Source organism: Paraburkholderia flagellata (genome assembly GCF_021390645.1).
Lineage (GTDB): Bacteria > Pseudomonadota > Gammaproteobacteria > Burkholderiales > Burkholderiaceae > Paraburkholderia > Paraburkholderia flagellata.
On the sequence record NZ_JAJEJT010000001.1, the window covers coordinates 1,785,904 to 1,805,538 of the forward strand.

The window sequence follows — 19,635 nt, forward strand, 5'->3', positions numbered from 1 at the left end:
GAGGAACTCAGTCCTCGTCGTCGCCCCAGGGAATATCGACGTCCGAAATAAACGCGACCGTCGCGAACGGCCCGCCTTCCTGGCGACCGACCTTGCCGTCGGCACGATGCCATTCCACGCGGAACATCGTCGATTGGGTCTGGGCGAGCAAACGCACCGTGCGGATCTCTTCCGGATCCGACTCCTCCACCGGGCCATCGAGCGAAACCAGCAGCGACTGCGGCCAGAGACCATCGGCCGGGTCGTAGATGCGATCGCCGTCGGGAATCGAGGTGTCCGCCTCGACGCCGATGGTGGCCGAAGCCTCGACGATCATCTTGCCGAGCGCGCGCAGCACCGCCGTGGCGCGGGCCGAATTGGCCTGGCGGATGGCGAGATCGCCGCGCGTGAGCGCTTGCTCGAGTTTCGGATTGGTTTTTTGCTTTGCCATGCTGGTTTTCGGGCCTCGGCCCGCTCCGTGGCGGGCGGCGAACCGCCCGCGTATTACAAGAATGCCAACGCTGGACGCATGGCGCTTGACTCGTCCCGCCTTCCCTAGAAGCCCAGGACCACGGCCGCGAGCCCAGCGGCAATGCCGAAGAGCACGACCGTCGAGCCCACGACGGCGAGCATGCGCGGCCGGAACGAGCCCGCCAGCATCGCGAACGACGGCACGCTCACGGGCGGCAGCGTCATCAGGAGCGCGCCCGCGGGCCCGACGCCCATGCCGAGCGCGAGCATCGCCTGGATGATGGGGACCTCACCGGCCGTGGGGATCACGAACAGCATGCCGACCACGGCAAACGTGACGATCCAGCCAAGGCTGCTCGTGACTTCCGGGCCGATATGCGGGAAGAGCCACGCGCGCGCGGCACCGAGCAGCAGCACGAGCACGATGTATTCCGGCACGAGACGCACGGCCATGCGCGCGAAGATACGTGCCCAGCGCACGAAGACGTTGCCGCCTTCCGCCTGTTGCTGGGCGAGATGCGCGAGGCGGTCGTCAGCCGCACGCGACTCCTCGGGCGTGACGAGCCGGTTGCAGACCCAGCCGAGGCCAAACACCATCAACAGGCCCAGCGTCAGGCGCAGCGCGCTCCACTGCCAGCCGAGCACGAGGCCCATGAAGACGAGCGTGGCGGGATTGAGCGCGGAGTTGCCGAGCCAGAACGCAATCGCGCCGCCTGCCGACGCATTGCGCGCGCGCAGGCCCACGACCACGGGCGCAGCGCAGCAGGTGCACATCATGCCGGGCACCGCAAGCAGCCCGCCCGCCGCCACGCTGCCAAAGCCGCGCCGGCCGAGCACGCGCGCGACCCATTGCACGGGCAGGAGCGCCTGTACGCCCGAGCCGAGCAGAAGACCGAGCACCATGGCCTGCCAGATCGCCTTGCCGTAGGCGAAGGCGTAATTGAGCGCGGCGGAGAACGAAGGATCCGGGGCTGTGGCCTCGCCTCCCATCAGGATCGATTTGCCGATGGAGTGTGTTTCCTCGGCGGTGAATGCGCGGTGATAGTACGGGAACCACTTCACGTAGAAGAGGCCGGCCACCGCCAGCAGAATAAAAATGGGCCAGCCATAGGGCGGAGGCGATTGCGCTGGACGTGCGCTCGTCATTGTGAAATTTCTCCGGGATTGAGCGTATGGACGGCCAGTCGGGACGCCGTCACGCATCGCGTGATGGTGCCCCGACTGGCGCATGCTGGATCGTAGTGTATGCCTTGCGAATCGCCAACGACTTTGCGGCGTTGGCCCGGCGCCGCGCGGCCCGGGAAAGGGCCCCTCGGCGCGCGACTCTCCCTTTAAGGGGCAGGATTTGGCTGCTGCTCGTGCAGCGCTTCGATCTGCGCGAGCAATTCGGGGGTGAGCTTGACGTCGGCGCTGGCGATATTTTCCTTCAACTGGTCGAGTGAGGTCGCGCCGATCAGATTGCTGGTGAGGAACGGCCGGCTGTTGACGAAAGCGAGCGCGAACTGCGCGGGCGTATAGCCATGCGCCCGGGCGAGTTCCACATAACGCGTCGTCGCAGCCACCGATTCCGGCTTGCTGTAGCGCTTGAAACGCTCGAACCGTGTGATGCGTGCGCCTTCCGGACGCGCCCCGCCCTCGTACTTGCCCGAAAGCCAGCCGAACGCGAGCGGCGAATACGCGAGCAGGCCCACGCCTTCGCGGTGCGCGAATTCGGACAGGCCGCTTTCGAACGTGCGATTGAGCAGGCTGTACGGATTCTGAATGCTGACGATGCGCGGCAGCCCGAGCTTTTCGGAGGCGCGCAGGAACTGGGCGACGCCCCACGGCGTCTCGTTCGACACGCCGATATGGCGGACTTTCCCGGCCTTCACGAAATCGGCGAGCACGCTGAGCGTTTCCTCGATCGGCACCGTGTACGCATCGTCGAGATACGGATACATGTTGCGGCCGAACGTCATCGTGCTGCGGTCGGGCCAGTGCAACTGATACAGATCGACGTAATCGGTCTGCAGGCGCTTCAGGCTGCCGTCGAGCGCTTCGGTCAGATTCTTGCGGTCGAACTGGTTCTGCGGCCCGCGAATGTGCTGCGGATTGTGCGGCTGGCGAGCCGGACCCGCAATTTTGGTGGCGAGCACGATGCGCTCGCGCGCCGCGGGATGCTGCGCGAGCCACGTCCCGATGAAACGCTCGGTCTGCCCTTGCGTCTCCGGGCGCGGCGGCACGGGGTACATTTCAGCGGCGTCGATCAGCGTGACGCCCTGGTCGAGCGCGTAGTCGATCTGTTCGTGCGCCTCGCGTTCCGTGTTCTGCTCGCCCCACGTCATCGTGCCGAGCCCGATCAGGCTCACCTTGACGTCGGTATCGCCGAGTGTGCGGTATTCCATGGAAACGTTGTCCATCAGTTCGGTTGGGGAAACGCCGAAACTATCACGCCGCGGGAATTTTTTCAGGAAATGCTGAATGCGGCCACATACGCCGCCGCCGGTCACGGTGCCGGGCACCGGGAGACGTGCCAGAATCCGCACATGCGCCTACGAGGAGAAATTGGCATGGAAAACCGACGCAGCTACGAATACATGGGTTTTGACATGACCGCCGGCGTGGATGGCGACCACGACGCCGGCTTTTTCGTCTCGGCTCAAATCATCCAAAGCCTCACAGACGCCGAAAACGGCAATGTGCCGATTGACGGCATCGCCGCGGGCCGCTTCCCGACCCAGAACAACGCCTTCGACGCTGCCTTCGACCGGATTCGCGAGGCCATCGACCAGCGCATTCGCGCCGCCTCCTGAGCGTCACCTGATAGATGGCGGCCCTGAAAAGCAGAAAGCCGGACGTCGAAACGACATCCGGCTTTCAGGCCGCCCTTCTTCCGGGCGACCCGGAAACGAATCGGAAACTTCGGCGCGGCTTACTGGCCGAAGAAGACCGATTGCGGGCCCGTGGCCTTTGCGTGGCTGCCCGACTGCGAAGCCGAACCGGCGACGCCGCCGTATGCCGTTTGGGCGCCTTGTTCCTGGACGCGCTCGGCGGCCACGGTCTGGACGCTCTGGCCACGCTGCGAAGCCGGCGCGCCGACGTCCGGGCGATAGAACGGTGCCGGGCCATAGCCGCTGGCGAACGCCGGAGCGGCAACAGAAGCGGTAGCTGCGACCAGCAGCGCTGCGATGAGTTTGGTCTTCATGGTGGACTCCAATAACAGGTTCAATTGCGGATCGGGAAGGCGCCGCGCCTGGGAGGTCACTGCCCACGAGCTGCGTCAACGAAAGTCAGTGTATACACCTACTATCGGAAAATAATCGCGATAATCCGAATTTACTATTCTGCATTCCACAACAATCGCGTGAGGCAATTCTGGCGGGGCTGAGCGACGAACAGACCCTAAAAGCACGCCTAAAAAAATTTGCGCGACGCAGCAAATCCCACCGGGATCACATAATGGAATTAGGGTTTTTCGATCGAAAACGGCCATCGGGCGCACTTCCTGCAGGCGTTCCTGGCAAATTGGCGCAGTGCGCAAAGGGCACGAAGAGCCAAGCCCGTATGCGTTAAAATGCAAGGTTGATCCACGCCAGCCGTTACTCACCGGTTTCCCATCGCCATGTCCGCCAACCGTCAAGCCAGCCCCCGCCGCGTTTCCGTCGCGCCGATGATGGACTGGACCGATCGCCACTGCCGCTCGCTGCATCGCTTCATCTCCCGGCACACGTGGCTGTATACGGAGATGGTGACAACGGGCGCCCTCATCCACGGCGACGTGCCGCGCCATCTCGCGTTCACGCCGGCCGAGGCGCCGGTCGCGCTTCAGCTGGGCGGCAGCGAACCCGACGACCTCGCGCGCGCCGCGAAGCTCGGCGAACAGTGGGGTTACGACGAAATCAACCTGAACTGTGGCTGCCCGTCCGAACGCGTGCAGCGCGGCGCATTCGGCGCGTGCCTGATGAACGAACCGCAACTCGTGGCGGACTGCGTGAAGGCGATGCGCGATGTCGTCTCCGTGCCCGTGACGGTCAAGCACCGTATTGGCGTGGATGCGGTCGAGGATTATGCGTTCGTGCGCGATTTCGTCGGCACGATTGCCGAAGCGGGCTGCGACGTTTTCATCGTCCACGCGCGCAACGCGATCCTGAAAGGCTTGAGCCCGAAGGAAAACCGCGAGATTCCGCCGCTCAAGTACGACTACGCGTACCAGCTCAAGCGCGACTTCCCGCAGCTCGAAATCATCATCAACGGCGGCATCAAGACGCTCGACGAAGTCGAGCAGCATTTGCAGCACGTCGATGGCGTGATGCTCGGCCGCGAGGCTTACCACAACCCCTATGTGCTCGCCGACGTCGATGCGCGCTTCTATGGCGCCGCCGGTGCCTCCCTCACGCGCGAAGAAGTGGAAGCGAAGCTCATCGAGTACTGCGCCAGCGAAATCGCGCGCGGCACTTACCTGGGCGCGATCGTGCGCCATGCGCTGGGTCTCTATCGCGGCGTGGCAGGCGCGCGCGGATGGCGCCGCGTCCTCTCGGACAGCCGCAAGCTCGCGAAGGCGGATCTCGCGATCTTCGGCGAGGCGCGCGAATATCTGCGCGTTCCGGATGAAATTCTTGAATAAAGGGCTAGGCAAGCGAGCTTTGATATGTATATAATCTTGCTTCTTGATTGACGCCGCTTTCAAAGCAGCGCTAATTGAGAAAACAGCGGTGGCTGTAGCTCAGTTGGTAGAGTCCAGGATTGTGATTCCTGTTGTCGTGGGTTCGAGTCCCATCAGCCACCCCAAAGAATTCAGCAGTGAACAAATTAGCCCGCACTGGTTGCGGGCTTTTTTGCGTCTGTGCACGAGAGACACCCAGGAACGCCTTTGAGCTTCGAGGAATACTATAGGCGGCTGCAACTGCCGGAGACTGCGTCGCCGGCAGAGATCAAGCGCGCCTACCGTCAACTGCGGGCGAAGTACCACCCCGACCGCAACAAGGGACGCGAGGCGGCGGTTGAGCCGGTGTTCAAGCTCATTCAGGAAGCCTTCGAGATTCTGAGCGGCAGGCGCGTCGCTCCAACGGCCGGGACTTCTGGCGACGCAGGCCCGGCCGGCAAAACCCGCGGTGCAGAAGCGCCGCCGCGACAACGCCGCGCAGCGCCGGCCATGCGCGGCGCAAACTGCCTCGTCGAGCTGTTCGTGCCGCTCGAGGTCGCGCTCGATGGCGGTGGCGTTCAAGCCCACTACCCTGTCAAAGGTCCGTGTCCGGCGTGCGCGCAAGAAGATCGCGGCGCGCTTTGCGAGCAGTGTCACGGCACGGGCGTGAAGACATGGCGCAAGTCGCAAGCCGTCGAGATTCCTCGCGGGGCATGGGACGGTCAGCGTCTGATGATGCCAGGCGGCGGCCATCCCGGCGTGAATGGCGGCCCACCAGGAGACGCCACTTTCTCCGTTTCCATCGTTTGCGGCCCGGGCTTCACCCGCAACGGACTCGATCTCGCCTGCGAGCTTCAGATCGACTTCGTGACGGCCATGTTGGGCGGCGGCATGCAGACGAAGGTCCTCGGCCGCACGATCGAAGCGAAGATTCCGGCGAACGCGAATTCGCGCACGCCAATCCGTCTGCCCGGCCTCGGGCTCGCGGACCGCAACGGCACGCGCGGCAACCTCACGCTGCACCTGGTGCTGACCGTGCCGGCCGCCGCCGCGTATTTAACCGGCGCCGAACGCCAGCAACTACGCGACATGTTCACCGAAGCAGAGCGCCGAGCCAGCCAGTCGCCTGGCTCGGGCTCGCAAGGCAAACGCTAGCGCGCTTGCGCGCCGCGCGCATCGATCCACGCACGCGCAGCGTCGAAACCCGCTTGGGCCGCCGCGTGCTCGGTGGACCAGAGTCGCGTGATATGCACGAGCTGCCAGTCCTCCACGACCGCCTCGCCCTTCAGCACGCGAAAATGCGCCTTCACGCCTGTGAGCACCTGCTCGACCGCGACTTCGATGTCGTAGTCCTTGTAGCGCTCCTGGTAGTCGCCCATGTCGATGCCCTTCGGCTCCATGATCGCCTCCGCGTCTTCTGCTGACGGTTCATGCTAGCACTTCTACCCTGGGTGACTCGCAGGCGCCGCCGACGCGTGATCGGCTTCACAGGCGCGCGATCGACACCTCCGTGGACTTCACCAGCGCGACCACTTCCGATCCCACTTTCAACTCGAGTTCATCTATCGAGCGCGTGGTGATCACCGAGGTCACGATGCCGAACGCTGTGTCGACATCGACTTCCGAAACGACGGGCCCGCGAATGATCTCCTTGATCTTGCCGCGAAACTGGTTACGCACGTTAATGGCGGTAATGCTCATAGGTTCGGCTCCGTGAGTTCAAATATAAACAAGAGGATTCCTGATAAATCATTCAAGCCGCTGCGTCCGAAGGCCGCACGGTGGTTGGCCGCGCGCCGTGGCCGAGCACTTGCTGCAGCACGCTCTCCTCGAGCGCAGCGAAGCGTGCGTCGACGCGCGCACGCGGGCGCTCGAGCGGCACGGCCTGATCGAGCGCGATGCGTCCCGCCTCGACGAGCAAGATGCGGTCGCCCAACGCTACGGCTTCGTGCACGTCATGCGTCACCAGCAGCGCGGTGAAGCGATGCTCGCGCCACAAACGCTCGATTAGCGCATGCATCTCGATGCGCGTGAGCGCGTCGAGCGCACCGAGCGGCTCGTCGAGCAGCAACAGGCTCGGACGGTGCACCAGCGCGCGGGCAAGCGCCACGCGCTGCCGCTGGCCGCCCGAGAGGCGCGCGGGCCACTCGTCGGCGCGCGCGAGCAGGCCCACCTCGTCGAGCACCGCGCGGGCGTCGTCGCGCGCGCTGCGGCCGAGGCCGAGCATCACGTTCTGCAACACGGTTTTCCATGGCAACAGGCGTGCGTCCTGAAACATAATGCGCGTATCGAGCGGCGTGCCACCTGCGCCGCGCCGCTGCACCTCACCTTCGTCCGGCGTTTCGAGACCTGCAATCAGGCGCAGCAGCGTGGACTTGCCGCAACCGCTGCGTCCAACGATCGAGACAAAGCTGCCGCGCTCGATCGCGAGATCAAAGCGGTTCAGCACGGCGCGCTCGCCGTAGCGTTTTCCCACGCCGCGTAGTGCAACGGCGGCATCCACTCCGTGCGCATTCTTGCGCAATGCCACGCCTTCACGCGCGACTTGCGCCCTGCCGTTGCGTTCGCGCGCCTGCTCGCGTTCGAAGGCGTCACGCCCTGCACCGTAGTTCGGCGCCACCTGGCTCACGCTCATGCTTCGTTCTCCTGTTGATAAGCGGGGTGCCAGCGCAGCGCCACGCGCTCGAGCGACTTCGCAAGCCAGTCGGCGAGTTTGCCGAGCGCCGCATAAAGGAGGATGCCGACCACCACCACGTCGGTTTGCAGGAATTCGCGTGCGTTCATCGTCATGTATCCGATGCCCGACTGCGCGGAGATCGTTTCGGCCACGATCAGCGTCACCCACATCAGGCCGAGCGCAAAGCGCACGCCAACGAGAATCGACGGCAACGCCCCCGGCAGTATCACTTCGCGATAGAGCGAGAAGCCCTTGAGCCCGTAGCTGCGCGCCATCTCGACGAGATTGGCGTCCACCGATCGGATGCCGTGGAACGTGTTCACGTACACGGGAAAAAACACGCCCAGCGCCACGAGAAATACCTTCGCTTCCTCGCCAATGCCGAACCACAGAATCACGAGCGGAATCATGGCGAGCGCCGGAATATTGCGGATCATCTGCACGGTCGAATCGAGCGCAGTTTCAACGGGCTTGAAAAGCCCGGTAGCCAGCCCAAGCACGAGCCCGATGCCGCCGCCGATCGCAAAACCCGAAAGCGCACGCCAGGTGCTCACGCGCACATCGGCCCACATCTCGCCCGACTCGATCAGCGACCAGGCAGCCCGCAGCACAGCGAGCGGCTCGGGCAGCACACGCGTCGAGAGAGCGCCGGTCTTTGCGGCGATCTCCCAAATCACCAACACCGCCAGCGGCACGAGCCAGGGCGCGAGCCGCCGCCGGCTCGCCCGCACGAATGCCCGCACAGCGCGCAGCGCGCCGCCTGGGCTAGCGGAACCGCGCGCTGGTGCGGCCGCTATTACGGATTGCGTCATCGTTGCGTCCTCCACGATTGCTGCGTTTCTCCAGCGCCTCAGCTCTGGCTCACTTTCGGCAGATAGTGATTGCCGACCACTTCGCCGAACGGCCCCGAAAGCGGGCCGTTCGCGCCCTTTGCTGCTCGCCCCGGCAGCAGCGGAAACACGAGTTCCGCAAAACGGTAGGATTCCTCCAGATGCGGGTAGCCGGACAAAATGAACGTCTCGATGCCAAGCTCCGCATATTCCTTCATGAGCGCGGCCACCTGTTCAGGATTGCCGACGAGCGCCGTGCCCGCGCCGCCGCGCACGAGACCCACACCCGCCCACAGGTTCGGATACACCTCGAGATCCTTGCGTGTACCGCGCTTGCCGCCGTGCAGCGCGGCCATGCGGCGCTGTCCTTCTGAATCCATCTTCGCGAACGCGGCCTGGGCGCGCGCAACCGTCTCGTCGTCGAGGTGGCTGATGAGCTTGTCGGCGGCGGCCCATGCTTCCTCTTCGGTCTCGCGCACGATCACATGCAGGCGGATGCCGAAGCGGATCGTGCGCCCATGCTCAGCCGCGCGCGCGCGAATGTCGGCTATCTTGCGCGCGACGGCTTCGGGCGGCTCGCCCCACGTCAGATAGGTGTCGATGTGCGCGCCCGCCATGGCGTGCGCAGCCGGCGAAGAGCCGCCGAACCACAGCGGCGGATGTGGATGCTGTACCGGCGGGTACAACACCTTGCCGCCTACCGAGCGCAGATGCTGCCCTTCGAAATCGATCGCCTCGTTCGTGTGCGATGCATCGAGCAGCTTGCGCCAGATGTGCAGGAACTCATCGGTGATTTCGTAGCGCGTGTCGTGATCGACGAAGAGGCCATCGCCTTCCAGCTCGGCCGCATCGCCGCCCGTCACGACATTGATGAGCAGGCGGCCATTGGATAGCCGGTCGAAAGTGGCGGCCATGCGCGCGCTAAGCGCCGGCGACGAAAGCCCCGGACGGATCGCCACGAGAAACTTCAGGCGCCGCGTCGCGGCGATGAGGCTCGACGCCACGACCCACGCGTCCTCGCACGAGCGGCCCGTGGGCAGCAGAACGCCCTCGTAGCCGAGCGTATCGGCGGCGACGGCGATCTGCTGGAAGTACGCGAGATCGGCTGCGCGCGCGCCTTGGGTCGTGCCCAGATAGCGGCTGTCACCGTGGGTCGGGATGAACCAGAACACATTCATGCATTGCTCCTGCGTGGCATTTCGAAACACGGGGCGGACATTGCTGCAAACGCGCGCAGGCGCGCCGCGCAAACGAACGCGCCGCTCATGGCTCAGTTGAAAGGATTCGACAGCTAACGGAATGCGCCGGCACGTTCCCCGGTGCGCCTCGCGCGGCGCCCGGCGACGGCGGCGCCGTCTTCATGGGGAACCAGTCTAGGGACGGCCCTCGCCCTTTAGAACGATTTTTTTTAGCTTAGGTTTTCCACTTTCGTGCTTTACCCGACGCTTTAACATACGGTGCGCCTCGCACGCACCGCGCGCCGATATAATGGCGTACACACCCACAAAAACACCGGCACGCCGCGCGCAGGACGCTCCATAAGGTTGATTGCGCGGTGAGGCCAAGCAAGCTCTCGCAAGATTCCATGCAAAAACTGATTCTGCCGTTCGTATCCGGCTTTCTGGCGTCGCTCTTCTTTCGCGAGGCGACGCTCGCGCTTCTCCATGCCGCGCAGGTCACCGACGCGGCCGGATTTTCGACGGACCCATTCCTGCCGCTCGGGCTGCCCGAGTTCCTCGTGAACGCGATCTGGGGCGCCATCTGGGCCGTACTGATGGCGTGGCTGCTGCGCGTGTCGCCTTCGCGGCCCGCGCCATGGGTCCAGGCTTTCGTATTCGGCGGCATCGTGCTCACCGCGGCGATGGTGTTCGTCGTCAATCCGCTGCGCGGCATCTGGCCGAGCGGCAACATGCTGCCACGGCTTGCCACGGGCTTCGCCTCGAATGCGATGTGGGGCTGGGGCGCGCTCGTTTTCATGCGCGCGTTCATGAGCGAAACTGCCGAAGATTGACCGCGCCTGGGGGCCGTGCGCGATGCGCGGTCCGTCTTTTGGCGCCGCCGCGCTTTTCCCTCTCCCCCTTTTTCCGCCCTTCTTCCCGCGCTAGCCGGCTCAACCCATGAGTTCGCGCAGCGGATGGTCCATCACGCTCCAGGGACTCTCGAACATCCGCTCGACGTCTTCACGGCGCACGTCCTCAATATTCGCGAAGCGCCAGTGCGGAAGATTGTCCTTGTCGATAATGCGTGCGCGTATGCCCTCCATTACGTCGCCCATCGCGAAGCTCGAGCGCGTGAGGTCGAGGTCGCGCCTCAAGCAGTCGGCCATCGTGCCTTCCGCGCGCGACACGACCTCTAGCGACACCGCCATCGAAAGCGGCGAACGCTCGCGCAGAATCGCCACCATCTGCCCGGCCCATTCGGCTTGCGCGCCTTCGCCTGAACGCTGCGCGGCTTCGAGCGAAGCCAGCATGGCCGGCACATCGGCGAGCGAGAAATGCCGGTCGATCCAGCCGCGAACCGTGGCCAGCGACGAACCTTCGGCCACGCGCTGCAACTCGGACACAGGCAGCGCCGCCTGGCGGATGCGCGCGACCACTTCCGCGCCGCTCGCAAACGGCTCGCTCTCGAGCGCATCGAGCAACGCGGGCCACGCGGCCTCGTCGAGCGACGCATCGGCCAGGCCCGCGTAGACCGCACTAGCCTGATCGAGCGTCTCGCCCGTCACCGCGAGATACCGGCCGATCGCGCCAGGCGTGCGTGCAAGGAACCATCCCATGCCGACATCGGGAAAAAGGCCAATGCGCGTCTCCGGCATCGCCATGCGCGTGGTCGGTCCCACGAGCCGCAGGCCGCCCGTACGATGCGCGCCCTGGGAGATGCCCATGCCGCCGCCCATGACCACGCCATTGAGCATCGCGATGTACGGCTTCGGAAAGGCGAAGATGGCGTGGTTCAGGCGATATTCATCGGAGAAGAATGTGTCCAGCGCCGCCTGCTCGCCCGCGCGGTACGACTCGTACAGAAAGCGAATGTCGCCGCCTGCGCAGAACGCGCGCGCGTGGCGAGTGCGCACGATCACTGCGATCACGCCCGGGTCGTCGCGCCAGCGATCGAGCGCCGCGTGCATCGTGCGGACCATGGCGGTGGTGAGCGCATTGAGCGACTGCGGGCGCTCGAGTTCGATATAGCCGATGCGGTTCGTTACGTGTGTGAGCACGTGCGCATCGCTATTGGCTGCGGTCGGGCTTGCGTTGGCTTCGTGTGACATGGCGATTGGCAAGACGAATCGATGAACAGCTTGTGGACCGGGCAAGGCGCGGGCCACGTCCTTCTTGAGGCTATCACGTCGCCACGCGAGGCGCTTGCACGGTCAACGACGTAGCCGCAGCGGCGCGCGTGCCGAACCAGGCATCGAGCGTGGCGTCGATCAACGGAGCGGGCGCGGTGTGCTGAAAGCCGGCGCGTGCGAGCGTGAGCATCACCACGCCGTGCAGCGTTGCCCAAAGCGACTGCGCGAGCATGGCGCTGTCGATACGCGCCCCGCTCGCAGGCGTGAGCGCGCACAGCGTGGCGGCAAAGAGCTGCGCGCCGTCGGCCAGCGCGGCGCCGGCATCAGGCTCGTCAACCGCATCAGGCGCGTCGCTCTGGCGGCGGGCGCCCGGCTCGACACACTCCGGGCGCGCCTTGCGCGCCATGAAAATGAGCTCGTAAGTTTGCGGATGGTCGCAGCCATACGCCACGTATGCATGCGCGAGCGCATGAAGCCGCTCGCGCGCATCGGCGATCAGCGTGAGCGGCTCGAGCTGCGCGAGCAGTTGCGCATAACCCTCTTGGCCGAGCGCCTCGGCAATCTCGTCGCGGCCGGCGAAATACAGGTAGAGCGACGCCGGCGAATAACCGATCGCATCGGCGATCTTGCGCATCGACAGCGCGGCGAGACCTTCACGCGTGACGATGCGGCGCGCAGCGTCGAGAATGCGCTCGCGCTGATCGTGCGCGCGCGCTGCGTGCCTTGCAGACGGTTCGCGATTCTTGCGTTCGACAATGCTCATGACGAAGCTGGACGGTTGCCGTAACCGAATTTACCCGTGGCGCCCGGGCGGGCGGGCCCTGCACTACGAATCCAGGCGTCCGGGCGGAAAGTGACCGCTCTTGAGCAGCACTGGCGTGCCGTTGCTGAGTTCGAGATGGGCGCGTGCCACGGCCTCGATGCGCGGACGGCCTGCGTCGAACGCCTGCATCCACGCGTCACGGTTCGCGGGGAGCGCGCCGAAATGGTCCTCGAGCGCCTCGACGGAAATCGCGCACGGAACGCGTGTGCCGTCGACGAGTGCGGGAAAGACCACGGTCAGATTGGCGTCGCGATAGAGCGGCGCGTCGGCGGGAAAACGAATGATCATGTCCAGCCCCACGGGGAAATTCAGCAGAAAGCACTACCGCCGGACGACGACGCGGCGCACGGCGGTAACCGGCCATATTACGCGCGAGGTGCGATGGCTGGCGCGAACGTGGCCGATGCGGTGCCCTCTGCTGCGGCCGGCGTGGCGGGCGCAGCACCGCCGGCTTTCAGTGCGCCTGCATCTTCGAGAACAGATTCAGCACGACCACGCCGGCCACGATGAGGCCGAGCCCGAGCACGGCCGGAAGATCGGGCACCTGCCGATAGAGCGCCATCGCCACGAGCGTGATGAGCACGATGCCCACGCCCGACCACACCGCGTAGACGATGCCCACCGGCAAACTGCGCAACGTCAGCGAGAGCCCATAGAACGCGATGCCATACCCCACCACGACGATCGCCGAGGGCACGAGCCGCGTGAAGCCATCCGATGCGCGCAGTGCAGAAGTGGCGATGACTTCCGCGACGATCGCGATGACGAGCCAGGTCCAGGCTGAGAGAGCGGGAACGCGCATCGTGTCAGACCTTCGCGAGCGCGAGTTGCGCGTAGTCGACGTCGAGTTGCGCGCAAAGCGCTTCGACCACCAGTTCATGATCGGCACGCTGCGGCAGGCCCGAGACCGTGACCGAGCCAATCACGCCCGCACCCGCGACCGAGAGCGGAAACGAGCCGCCATGCGGCGCGAACTCGGTGATGGGCAAGCCGTGCTTTTCGGCGAGCGTCGAACCGGTTTGCTGCATGCGCAAGCCGATCGCGTAGGAGCTGCGTCGAAAGTGCTCGACCACGCGTGACTTGCGGCGCACCCAGTCGGCGTTGTCGGGCGTGGCGCCGTCGAGCGCGCAGAAGAAGAGCTGCTGGCCGAAGGTGCGCACGTCGATGGCGACGGGCAGCGCCCGGGCACGCGCAAGTTCATGCAGATGCGCGCCGAGCTGCCAGGCGCGATCGGCGTCGAAACGGGGAAACACCAGCGCGTGCTCCTGCGCGGCTATCGATTGCAGATCGAGGGGAATGTCCATGGGAGAAGCGTGTGAAGCGCGGTGCGCATGAAGAGCAACGGCGCAGCGTGAACGTCGCGAGAGCGTGCACTGCGCCGACCGAGCCCCGATTCTATCCTGATGGCCCCAGAAGCCATTGCGCGTGCGTCCTGCAAACATTTTGCAAACGCATGGAAAGGCCGTCGTCATTTGTTGTTGCAATGCGGCGCGGACTGTCATATAATCTTTTCTTCGACGGACGCGGGGTGGAGCAGTCTGGCAGCTCGTCGGGCTCATAACCCGAAGGTCGTAGGTTCAAATCCTACCCCCGCAACCAGCAGAATTCGAAAGGGTTACAGGTCATCGGCCTGTAACCCTTTTTCCGTTTACGGTCTTCATAACGCCACCTTCGCAGCGCGGCGCACTTGCCTTTTCCCTGCGAGCGCATGAGCGACGATACTGAGCGGTGATAAACTCGCATCACCCATCCCCCTATCGTGCCCATGAAATTCTGCTCGACTTGCGGTCAGGCGGTCAGCCTGCTCATTCCGCCCGGCGACAATCGCGAACGCTACGTCTGCTCACATTGCGGCACCATCCACTATCAGAATCCGCGCAACGTGGTCGGCACGGTTCCGGTCTGGGAAGACAAGGTGCTGTTGTGCCGCCGCGCAATCGAGCCGCGCTACGGCTACTGGACGCTGCCCGCCGGATTCATGGAGATGGGCGAGACGACCGCCGAAGCCGCGGCGCGTGAAACGCTGGAAGAAGCCGGCGCGCGCGTCGAGGTGCAGAATCTCTTTTCGCTCCTGAACGTGCCGCGCGTGCACCAGGTGCATCTTTTCTATCTCGCGCGCCTGCTCGACATCGATATCGCAGCCGGTGAGGAAAGCCTCGAAGTGCGGCTCTTCGAAGAGCACGAGATTCCCTGGGACGACATTGCGTTCCCAACGGTCGGACAAACGTTGCGCTGCTTCTTCGCCGATCGCCAGTCGGGCAGCTTCGGGCTGCACACTGGCGACGTCCTGCGCTCGCTGCGCGACGGCTGACATTACTCGCGACGATGGTCCCCTGGCTTTCGCCCGACGAACCGTTTCCCGCCGTCGAGCGCGCACTCGGCGCGTCGAGCGGCGCGCCGGGCCTGCTCGCCGCCAGCGCGGATCTGTTGCCCTCGCGCCTCATCGACGCCTACCGGCGCGGCATTTTCCCGTGGTACTCCGATGGCCAGCCGGTGCTCTGGTGGAGCCCCGACCCGCGTATGATCCTGCGCCCCGACGAGTTCAAGGTCTCGCCGTCGTTCAGGAAAACGCTCAAGCGCGTGCTGCGCGAGGACGCGTGGGAAATTCGCGTCGACAATAATTTCGCCGCGGTGATGCGCGCGTGCGCGAATGCGCCGCGGCACGGCCAGCGCGGCACCTGGATCACCGCCGACGTAATCGACGCCTACTCCACCCTGCACCGCATAGGCGATGCGCACAGCATCGAGGCCTGGTTCGGCGGCGAGCGCGTGGGCGGCCTCTACGGCGTGGCGCTCGGCACGATGTTCTTCGGCGAATCGATGTTCGCCTCCGTCACCGACGCCTCGAAGATCGCGCTCGCGGCGCTCGTCGCGCATTTGCGCCGCCACGGCGTCGAGTTGATCGATTGCCAGCAGAACACCGCGCATCTCGCCTCGCTCGGCGGGCGCGAAATTTCGCGCAAGGCGTTCATCGCCCATGTGCGCACGCACGTGAACGCCGCGCCCATTCCCTGGAAATTCGACAAAGCCGTGCTCGCCGATCTGCTCGGCGGACGAGGCACGCCCGACGCGTTCTTGCCCGCTGCGTGAATGGCCGGTGAGCCGCAAATGAGTGGCACATGAGCGGCACGCGATCCCCGCGTGCGCGCTTGCTACAGCCCGCGCAATTCGATGGATACATGTTCGGCGTCAATGTTAGACTGAATAGAGAACCCGTCGCCGCCTTTTCCCAGACACCCTCGCTGGCACGCCACGTGCGGCGCGCCGTGTGGTCTGGCAAGGCTTGTGCGCGAAGCTGGGTGCGCCACGCGCGCGCCACGCGACGATCCGAACTGCTACGAGAGCTGCCAACGTGACGCATCCAAACGAGCTGCCGCTTTCACCGCTTTCCGCGCTGCAATTCTATGCAACGGCGCCCTACCCCTGCAGTTATCTGGAGGGGCGCATCGCGCGCTCGCAGGTGGCAACGCCCAGTCATCTCATCAATTCCGACGTCTATACCGATCTCGTGAAGGCCGGTTTCCGGCGCTCGGGCGTGTTCACCTATCGCCCCTACTGCGACGGCTGCCGCGCGTGCGTGCCGGTGCGCGTGCCAGTCGAGCGCTTCACGCCGAACCGCACGCAGCGCCGCGCGTGGAAGCGCCACGGCGCGCTCGTCGCCACGGTCGCGCCGCTGCACTACGACGAGGCGCACTACGCGCTCTACATGCGCTATCAGTCCGCGCGCCACGCGGGCGGCGGCATGGACCGCGACAGCCGCGACCAGTACGAGCAGTTCCTGCTGCAAAGCCGGATCAATTCACGGCTGGTCGAATTCCGCGAGCCGAACCCCGCGCACCCGGAGGAGCCCGGCGAACTGTGCATGGTCAGCATGATCGACATCCTCGGCGACGGACTCTCCTCGGTCTACACGTTCTTCGACCCCGATACGGTCCACACGAGCTACGGCACGTACAACATTCTCTGGCAGATCGAACAGGCCCGCAGCCTTCAGCTGCCTTACGTGTATCTCGGCTACTGGATCCGCGAGAGCCCGAAAATGGCGTACAAGGCGCGCTTCCAGCCGCTCGAAGGCCTCTTCGACGGCGCATGGACCGCACTCACGCTCGAAGCCTGAGCCCGGGCCCATCGCCCCGGGCTCGCGTTGCCGTAAAATAACGGGTTCCCATTTTCTGGCGCCCCGCGCCTTCTTCCCGTGTTCAGCACCCTTTATCCGTTCCTCCGCGACCAGCTCTTTCGCATGGACGCCGAAGACGCCCATCACCTCTCGCTGCGCATGATCGGGGCCGCCGGCCGCACCGGCATGGCTGGCCTCTTCGCCCCGCGCGTGCCCGATTCACCACGCACCGTCATGGGCCTCACCTTCCGCAATCCGGTGGGGCTCGCCGCGGGCCTCGACAAGGAAGGCGCCGCGATCGACGGTTTCGCCGCGCTCGGCTTCGGCTTCATCGAGGTGGGGACCGTGACGCCGCGCCCGCAGCCGGGCAATCCGCGCCCGCGCATTTTCCGGCTGCCGCAGGCGGGCGGCATCATCAACCGCATGGGGTTCAACAATCACGGCGTCGAGCAGTTCGTGAAGAACGTGCAGGCCGCGCGCTATCGCGGCATTCTCGGCCTGAACATCGGCAAGAACGCCGACACGCCGATCGAGCGCGCCGCCGACGATTACCTCTTCTGCCTCGAGCGCGTCTATCCGTTCGCGAGCTACGTGACGATCAATATCTCGTCGCCGAACACGAAGAACCTGCGCCAGCTGCAAGGCGGCGGTGAACTCGACGCCCTCCTCGCCGCGCTCAAGGACAAGCAGCAGCGTCTGGCCGACATGCACGGCAAGCTCGTGCCGCTCGCGCTCAAGATCGCGCCCGATCTCGACGACGAGCAGGTCAAGGAAATCGCCGACACGCTACTGCGCCACAAGATCGAAGGCGTGATCGCGACCAACACCACGCTGTCGCGCGCGGCGGTGGAAGGCATGCCAAATGCGAACGAGACAGGCGGCCTCTCGGGACGCCCGGTGTTCGACGCCTCGAACAACGTGATCCGAAAGCTGCGAGCCGAGCTGGGCGGTGACGTGCCGATCATCGGCGTGGGCGGCATTTTTTCGGGCGACGACGCGCGCGAGAAGATCGCGGCCGGCGCCTCGCTCGTACAGGTGTACACGGGCTTCATTTACCGGGGCCCGGCGCTCGTCGCCGAATGTGCGCGGGCGCTGGCCTCGGGCCGCGCATAAAGCTATAGTGGCACGCTAGTCATGGCGCATCGGAGGCGCTGTGCACTAGCACTAGAATTGCAGCAGCAGAACAAGAGGAAAACATGAAATCCGGTTTGCTGAAAAAACTCCTTGCGCTTGCAATCGTTGGCGCATCGTTCGTCGCAGCCAGCGCCCACGCCGATGACCTGCTCGATCAGGCCAAGGCGCGCGGCACCCTGCGCGTCGGTCTCGAAGGCACGTTCCCCCCGTTCAATTCGAAGGCGCCCAGCGGCGAGCTGGTCGGCTATGACGTCGACATCGCCAAAGCTGTGGCCGCGAAAATGGGCCTCAAGCCCGAGTTCGTCACGACCGAATGGAGCGGCATCATCGCGGGCCTGCAGGCAGGCAAGTTCGATGTGATCGTGAACCAGGTCGGCGTGACCGACCAGCGCAAGGCCGTGCTCGACTTCTCGCCGGCGTACACGTACTCGGCTGCGCAGCTCATCCAGCGCAAGGACGACACGCGCCAGTTCAAGACGCTCGAAGACCTGAAGGGCAAGAAGCTCGGCGTCGGTCTTGGCACCAACTACATGGACATGGCCAAGTCGGTGCCGGGCATCGACGTGAAGACCTATCCGGGCGCGCCCGAATATCTGCGCGACCTCGCAGCGAACCGTCTCGACGCGGCGCTCAACGACCGCCTGATGCTCGCTTACCTGCTGAAGAACTCGCAACTGCCGCTGCGCACGGGCGCGATCGTCGGCGCGGGCAACCCGTCGGCTATCCCGTTCAAGAAGGGCAATCCGAAGTTCGCCAAGGCGATCGACGACGCGATGACGCAGCTCGAAGCCGATGGGACCTTCACGAAGATCTCGGACAAGTGGTTCGGCATCGACGTGACCAAGCCGATCACGCAATGATCCTGAGGGACGCCCAATCCGGCTGACGCGAAGGGCGGCATCGCACGGTGCCGCCCTTCGCACATGTGCGTCCATTGCAAAACACGCCACTCCACCTCGTTACCTACGCCCATGCCCATCTATACGCTCATCATCCAGTCGCTGCCGGTGCTCGCACAGGGCGCGGTGCTGACGGTCAAGTTCGCCGTGCTTTCGATGATCTTCGGGCTCATCGGCGGCGCCGTGCTCGCGCTCATGGGCATCAGCTCGAACCGCGTGCTCGTGTTCATCGCGCGCGTGTATGTGAGCCTGATGCGCGGCACGCCGCTGCTCGTGCAGATCTTCGTCATTTACTACGGATTGCCGAGCATCGGTATTTCGCTCGACCCGACGCCTGCGGGCGTGATCGCGCTTTCCGCGAACGTGGCGGCGTATCTCTCAGAGAGCATGCGTGGCGCGATTCTCGGCATTCATAGCGGACAGTGGCTCGCGGCTTATAGCCTTGGCCTCTCGCGCACCCAGACGCTGCGCTACGTGATCGCGCCGCAAGCGTTGCGCATCGCCGTGCCGAGCCTCTCGAACAGCCTCATCAGTCTCATCAAGGACACGTCGCTCGTTTCGGTCATCACCGTGACGGAGTTGCTGCGCAGCGCGCAGGAAATCATCGCCTCGACGTATCAGCCACTGCCGCTCTATCTGGCGGCGGCCGCTATTTACTGGGTGCTGTGCCAGGTGCTCGAATGGGTGCAGCACTGGTACGAAAAACGTCTCGCGCTGCCTTCGCGCCACTGACCTCACGCGCGTGTTCATACACGGCCCGCCCACGCGGGCGGTTTCGTTTTCAGGCGGCTGTCT

24 protein-coding genes and 2 tRNA genes are annotated in these 19,635 nt (G+C 64.9%); 12 read left to right on the forward strand and 14 right to left on the reverse strand.

All coding sequences use genetic code 11. The annotated features are described in order from the left end of the window. Positions 1-7: 7 nt before the first annotated feature. The 3 genes from L0U83_RS07855 to L0U83_RS07865 form a co-directional block, all read right to left on the reverse strand. Positions 8-430 (reverse strand): hypothetical protein, encoded by a 423-nt coding sequence (locus L0U83_RS07855; protein ID WP_042268617.1) that lies wholly within the window; start codon positions 428-430, stop codon positions 8-10. Positions 431-534: 104 nt separating this feature from the next. Continuing rightward, on the reverse strand, positions 535-1,596 hold the full coding sequence (locus L0U83_RS07860) for a permease (RefSeq protein ID WP_233881675.1): 1,062 nt from the start codon (positions 1,594-1,596) through the stop codon (positions 535-537). Between the two features lie 185 nt (positions 1,597-1,781). Beyond that, complete coding sequence (locus L0U83_RS07865; protein ID WP_233881676.1) at positions 1,782-2,834, reverse strand: NADP(H)-dependent aldo-keto reductase; 1,053 nt, start codon at positions 2,832-2,834, stop codon at positions 1,782-1,784. Positions 2,835-2,999: 165 nt separating this feature from the next. Between L0U83_RS07865 and L0U83_RS07870 the strand changes: the two genes are divergently transcribed. Beyond that, positions 3,000-3,242, forward strand: a complete 243-nt coding sequence (locus L0U83_RS07870) for a hypothetical protein (RefSeq protein WP_233881677.1) — start codon at positions 3,000-3,002, stop codon at positions 3,240-3,242. 119 nt (positions 3,243-3,361) lie between these two features. Here the strand turns inward: L0U83_RS07870 and L0U83_RS07875 are convergent, their stop codons facing one another. Further along, positions 3,362-3,634: a hypothetical protein gene (locus L0U83_RS07875; protein ID WP_028204875.1), complete on the reverse strand. Its 273-nt coding sequence runs from the start codon at positions 3,632-3,634 to the stop codon at positions 3,362-3,364. Between the two features lie 417 nt (positions 3,635-4,051). Here L0U83_RS07875 and dusA point away from each other — a divergent pair, with 417 nt between their 5' ends. From dusA to L0U83_RS07890, 3 genes are all read left to right on the forward strand, one after another. After that, the gene (gene dusA, locus L0U83_RS07880) at positions 4,052-5,053 is read left to right on the forward strand and encodes a tRNA dihydrouridine(20/20a) synthase DusA (RefSeq protein ID WP_233881678.1); all 1,002 of its coding nucleotides are present in this window, start codon (positions 4,052-4,054) and stop codon (positions 5,051-5,053) included. An 88-nt stretch (positions 5,054-5,141) separates the two neighbouring features. Then, positions 5,142-5,217 (forward strand) — tRNA-His (locus L0U83_RS07885). Positions 5,218-5,299: 82 nt separating this feature from the next. Further along, on the forward strand, positions 5,300-6,226 hold the full coding sequence (locus L0U83_RS07890; protein ID WP_233881679.1) for a DnaJ C-terminal domain-containing protein: 927 nt from the start codon (positions 5,300-5,302) through the stop codon (positions 6,224-6,226). Here the strand turns inward: L0U83_RS07890 and L0U83_RS07895 are convergent. From L0U83_RS07895 to ssuD, 5 genes are all read right to left on the reverse strand, one after another. Beyond that, on the reverse strand, positions 6,223-6,471 hold the full coding sequence (locus L0U83_RS07895; protein ID WP_233881680.1) for a DUF6566 family protein: 249 nt from the start codon (positions 6,469-6,471) through the stop codon (positions 6,223-6,225). The genes L0U83_RS07890 and L0U83_RS07895 overlap by 4 nt on opposite strands. An 85-nt stretch (positions 6,472-6,556) precedes the next feature. Beyond that, complete coding sequence (locus tag L0U83_RS07900; RefSeq protein ID WP_028204871.1) at positions 6,557-6,772, reverse strand: TOBE domain-containing protein; 216 nt, start codon at positions 6,770-6,772, stop codon at positions 6,557-6,559. 52 nt (positions 6,773-6,824) lie between these two features. Then, on the reverse strand, positions 6,825-7,706 hold the full coding sequence (locus L0U83_RS07905; RefSeq protein ID WP_233881681.1) for an ATP-binding cassette domain-containing protein: 882 nt from the start codon (positions 7,704-7,706) through the stop codon (positions 6,825-6,827). Then, positions 7,703-8,560, reverse strand: a complete 858-nt coding sequence (ssuC, locus tag L0U83_RS07910; RefSeq protein ID WP_233881682.1) for an aliphatic sulfonate ABC transporter permease SsuC — start codon at positions 8,558-8,560, stop codon at positions 7,703-7,705. Before ssuC ends, L0U83_RS07905 begins: the two co-directional genes overlap by 4 nt. 38 nt (positions 8,561-8,598) lie before the next feature. Further along, positions 8,599-9,756: an FMNH2-dependent alkanesulfonate monooxygenase gene (gene ssuD / locus L0U83_RS07915; protein ID WP_233881683.1), complete on the reverse strand. Its 1,158-nt coding sequence runs from the start codon at positions 9,754-9,756 to the stop codon at positions 8,599-8,601. A 407-nt stretch (positions 9,757-10,163) separates the two neighbouring features. On the opposite strand from ssuD, the gene L0U83_RS07920 reads away from it, so the two are divergent. Continuing rightward, positions 10,164-10,589: a hypothetical protein gene (locus L0U83_RS07920; RefSeq protein ID WP_233881684.1), complete on the forward strand. Its 426-nt coding sequence runs from the start codon at positions 10,164-10,166 to the stop codon at positions 10,587-10,589. A 99-nt stretch (positions 10,590-10,688) separates the two neighbouring features. Here L0U83_RS07920 and L0U83_RS07925 read toward each other — a convergent pair whose 3' ends face one another. The 5 genes from L0U83_RS07925 to L0U83_RS07945 all read right to left on the reverse strand — a co-directional run bounded on the left by L0U83_RS07925 (position 10,689) and on the right by L0U83_RS07945 (position 13,994). Beyond that, positions 10,689-11,846 carry an enoyl-CoA hydratase/isomerase family protein gene (locus L0U83_RS07925; RefSeq protein ID WP_233881685.1) on the reverse strand — a complete coding sequence of 386 codons (1,158 nt, stop codon included), beginning with the start codon at positions 11,844-11,846 and terminating at the stop codon, positions 10,689-10,691. Between the two features lie 73 nt (positions 11,847-11,919). Then, positions 11,920-12,630 (reverse strand): TetR/AcrR family transcriptional regulator, encoded by a 711-nt coding sequence (locus L0U83_RS07930; RefSeq protein WP_233881686.1) that lies wholly within the window; start codon positions 12,628-12,630, stop codon positions 11,920-11,922. 63 nt (positions 12,631-12,693) lie between these two features. Continuing rightward, positions 12,694-12,978 carry a DUF1488 family protein gene (locus L0U83_RS07935; protein ID WP_042268605.1) on the reverse strand — a complete coding sequence of 95 codons (285 nt, stop codon included), beginning with the start codon at positions 12,976-12,978 and terminating at the stop codon, positions 12,694-12,696. 166 nt (positions 12,979-13,144) lie between these two features. Then, positions 13,145-13,492 (reverse strand): DMT family transporter, encoded by a 348-nt coding sequence (locus L0U83_RS07940; RefSeq protein ID WP_233881687.1) that lies wholly within the window; start codon positions 13,490-13,492, stop codon positions 13,145-13,147. 4 nt (positions 13,493-13,496) lie between these two features. Beyond that, complete coding sequence (locus tag L0U83_RS07945; protein WP_233881688.1) at positions 13,497-13,994, reverse strand: heme-degrading domain-containing protein; 498 nt, start codon at positions 13,992-13,994, stop codon at positions 13,497-13,499. 218 nt (positions 13,995-14,212) lie between these two features. Between L0U83_RS07945 and L0U83_RS07950 the strand changes: the two genes are divergently transcribed. The 7 genes from L0U83_RS07950 (at position 14,213) to L0U83_RS07980 (ending at position 19,572) form a co-directional block, all read left to right on the forward strand. After that, positions 14,213-14,289, forward strand: a tRNA-Met gene (locus tag L0U83_RS07950). Positions 14,290-14,455: 166 nt separating this feature from the next. After that, entirely contained in the window at positions 14,456-15,001 is a 546-nt protein-coding gene (locus tag L0U83_RS07955; protein ID WP_110384546.1) for an NUDIX hydrolase, read from the forward strand. 14 nt (positions 15,002-15,015) lie between these two features. Next, positions 15,016-15,780, forward strand: a complete 765-nt coding sequence (gene aat / locus L0U83_RS07960; RefSeq protein ID WP_233881689.1) for a leucyl/phenylalanyl-tRNA--protein transferase — start codon at positions 15,016-15,018, stop codon at positions 15,778-15,780. Between the two features lie 262 nt (positions 15,781-16,042). Next, positions 16,043-16,807 carry an arginyltransferase gene (locus tag L0U83_RS07965; protein ID WP_233881690.1) on the forward strand — a complete coding sequence of 255 codons (765 nt, stop codon included), beginning with the start codon at positions 16,043-16,045 and terminating at the stop codon, positions 16,805-16,807. Between the two features lie 78 nt (positions 16,808-16,885). After that, positions 16,886-17,920, forward strand: a complete 1,035-nt coding sequence (locus L0U83_RS07970) for a quinone-dependent dihydroorotate dehydrogenase (protein ID WP_233881691.1) — start codon at positions 16,886-16,888, stop codon at positions 17,918-17,920. Positions 17,921-18,003: 83 nt separating this feature from the next. Continuing rightward, a complete protein-coding gene (locus L0U83_RS07975; RefSeq protein ID WP_233881692.1) occupies positions 18,004-18,801 on the forward strand; it encodes a transporter substrate-binding domain-containing protein in 798 nt (265 codons plus the stop codon). Between the two features lie 111 nt (positions 18,802-18,912). Then, the gene (locus tag L0U83_RS07980; RefSeq protein WP_233881693.1) at positions 18,913-19,572 is read left to right on the forward strand and encodes an amino acid ABC transporter permease; all 660 of its coding nucleotides are present in this window, start codon (positions 18,913-18,915) and stop codon (positions 19,570-19,572) included. The last annotated feature ends 63 nt before the right edge of the window (positions 19,573-19,635 follow it).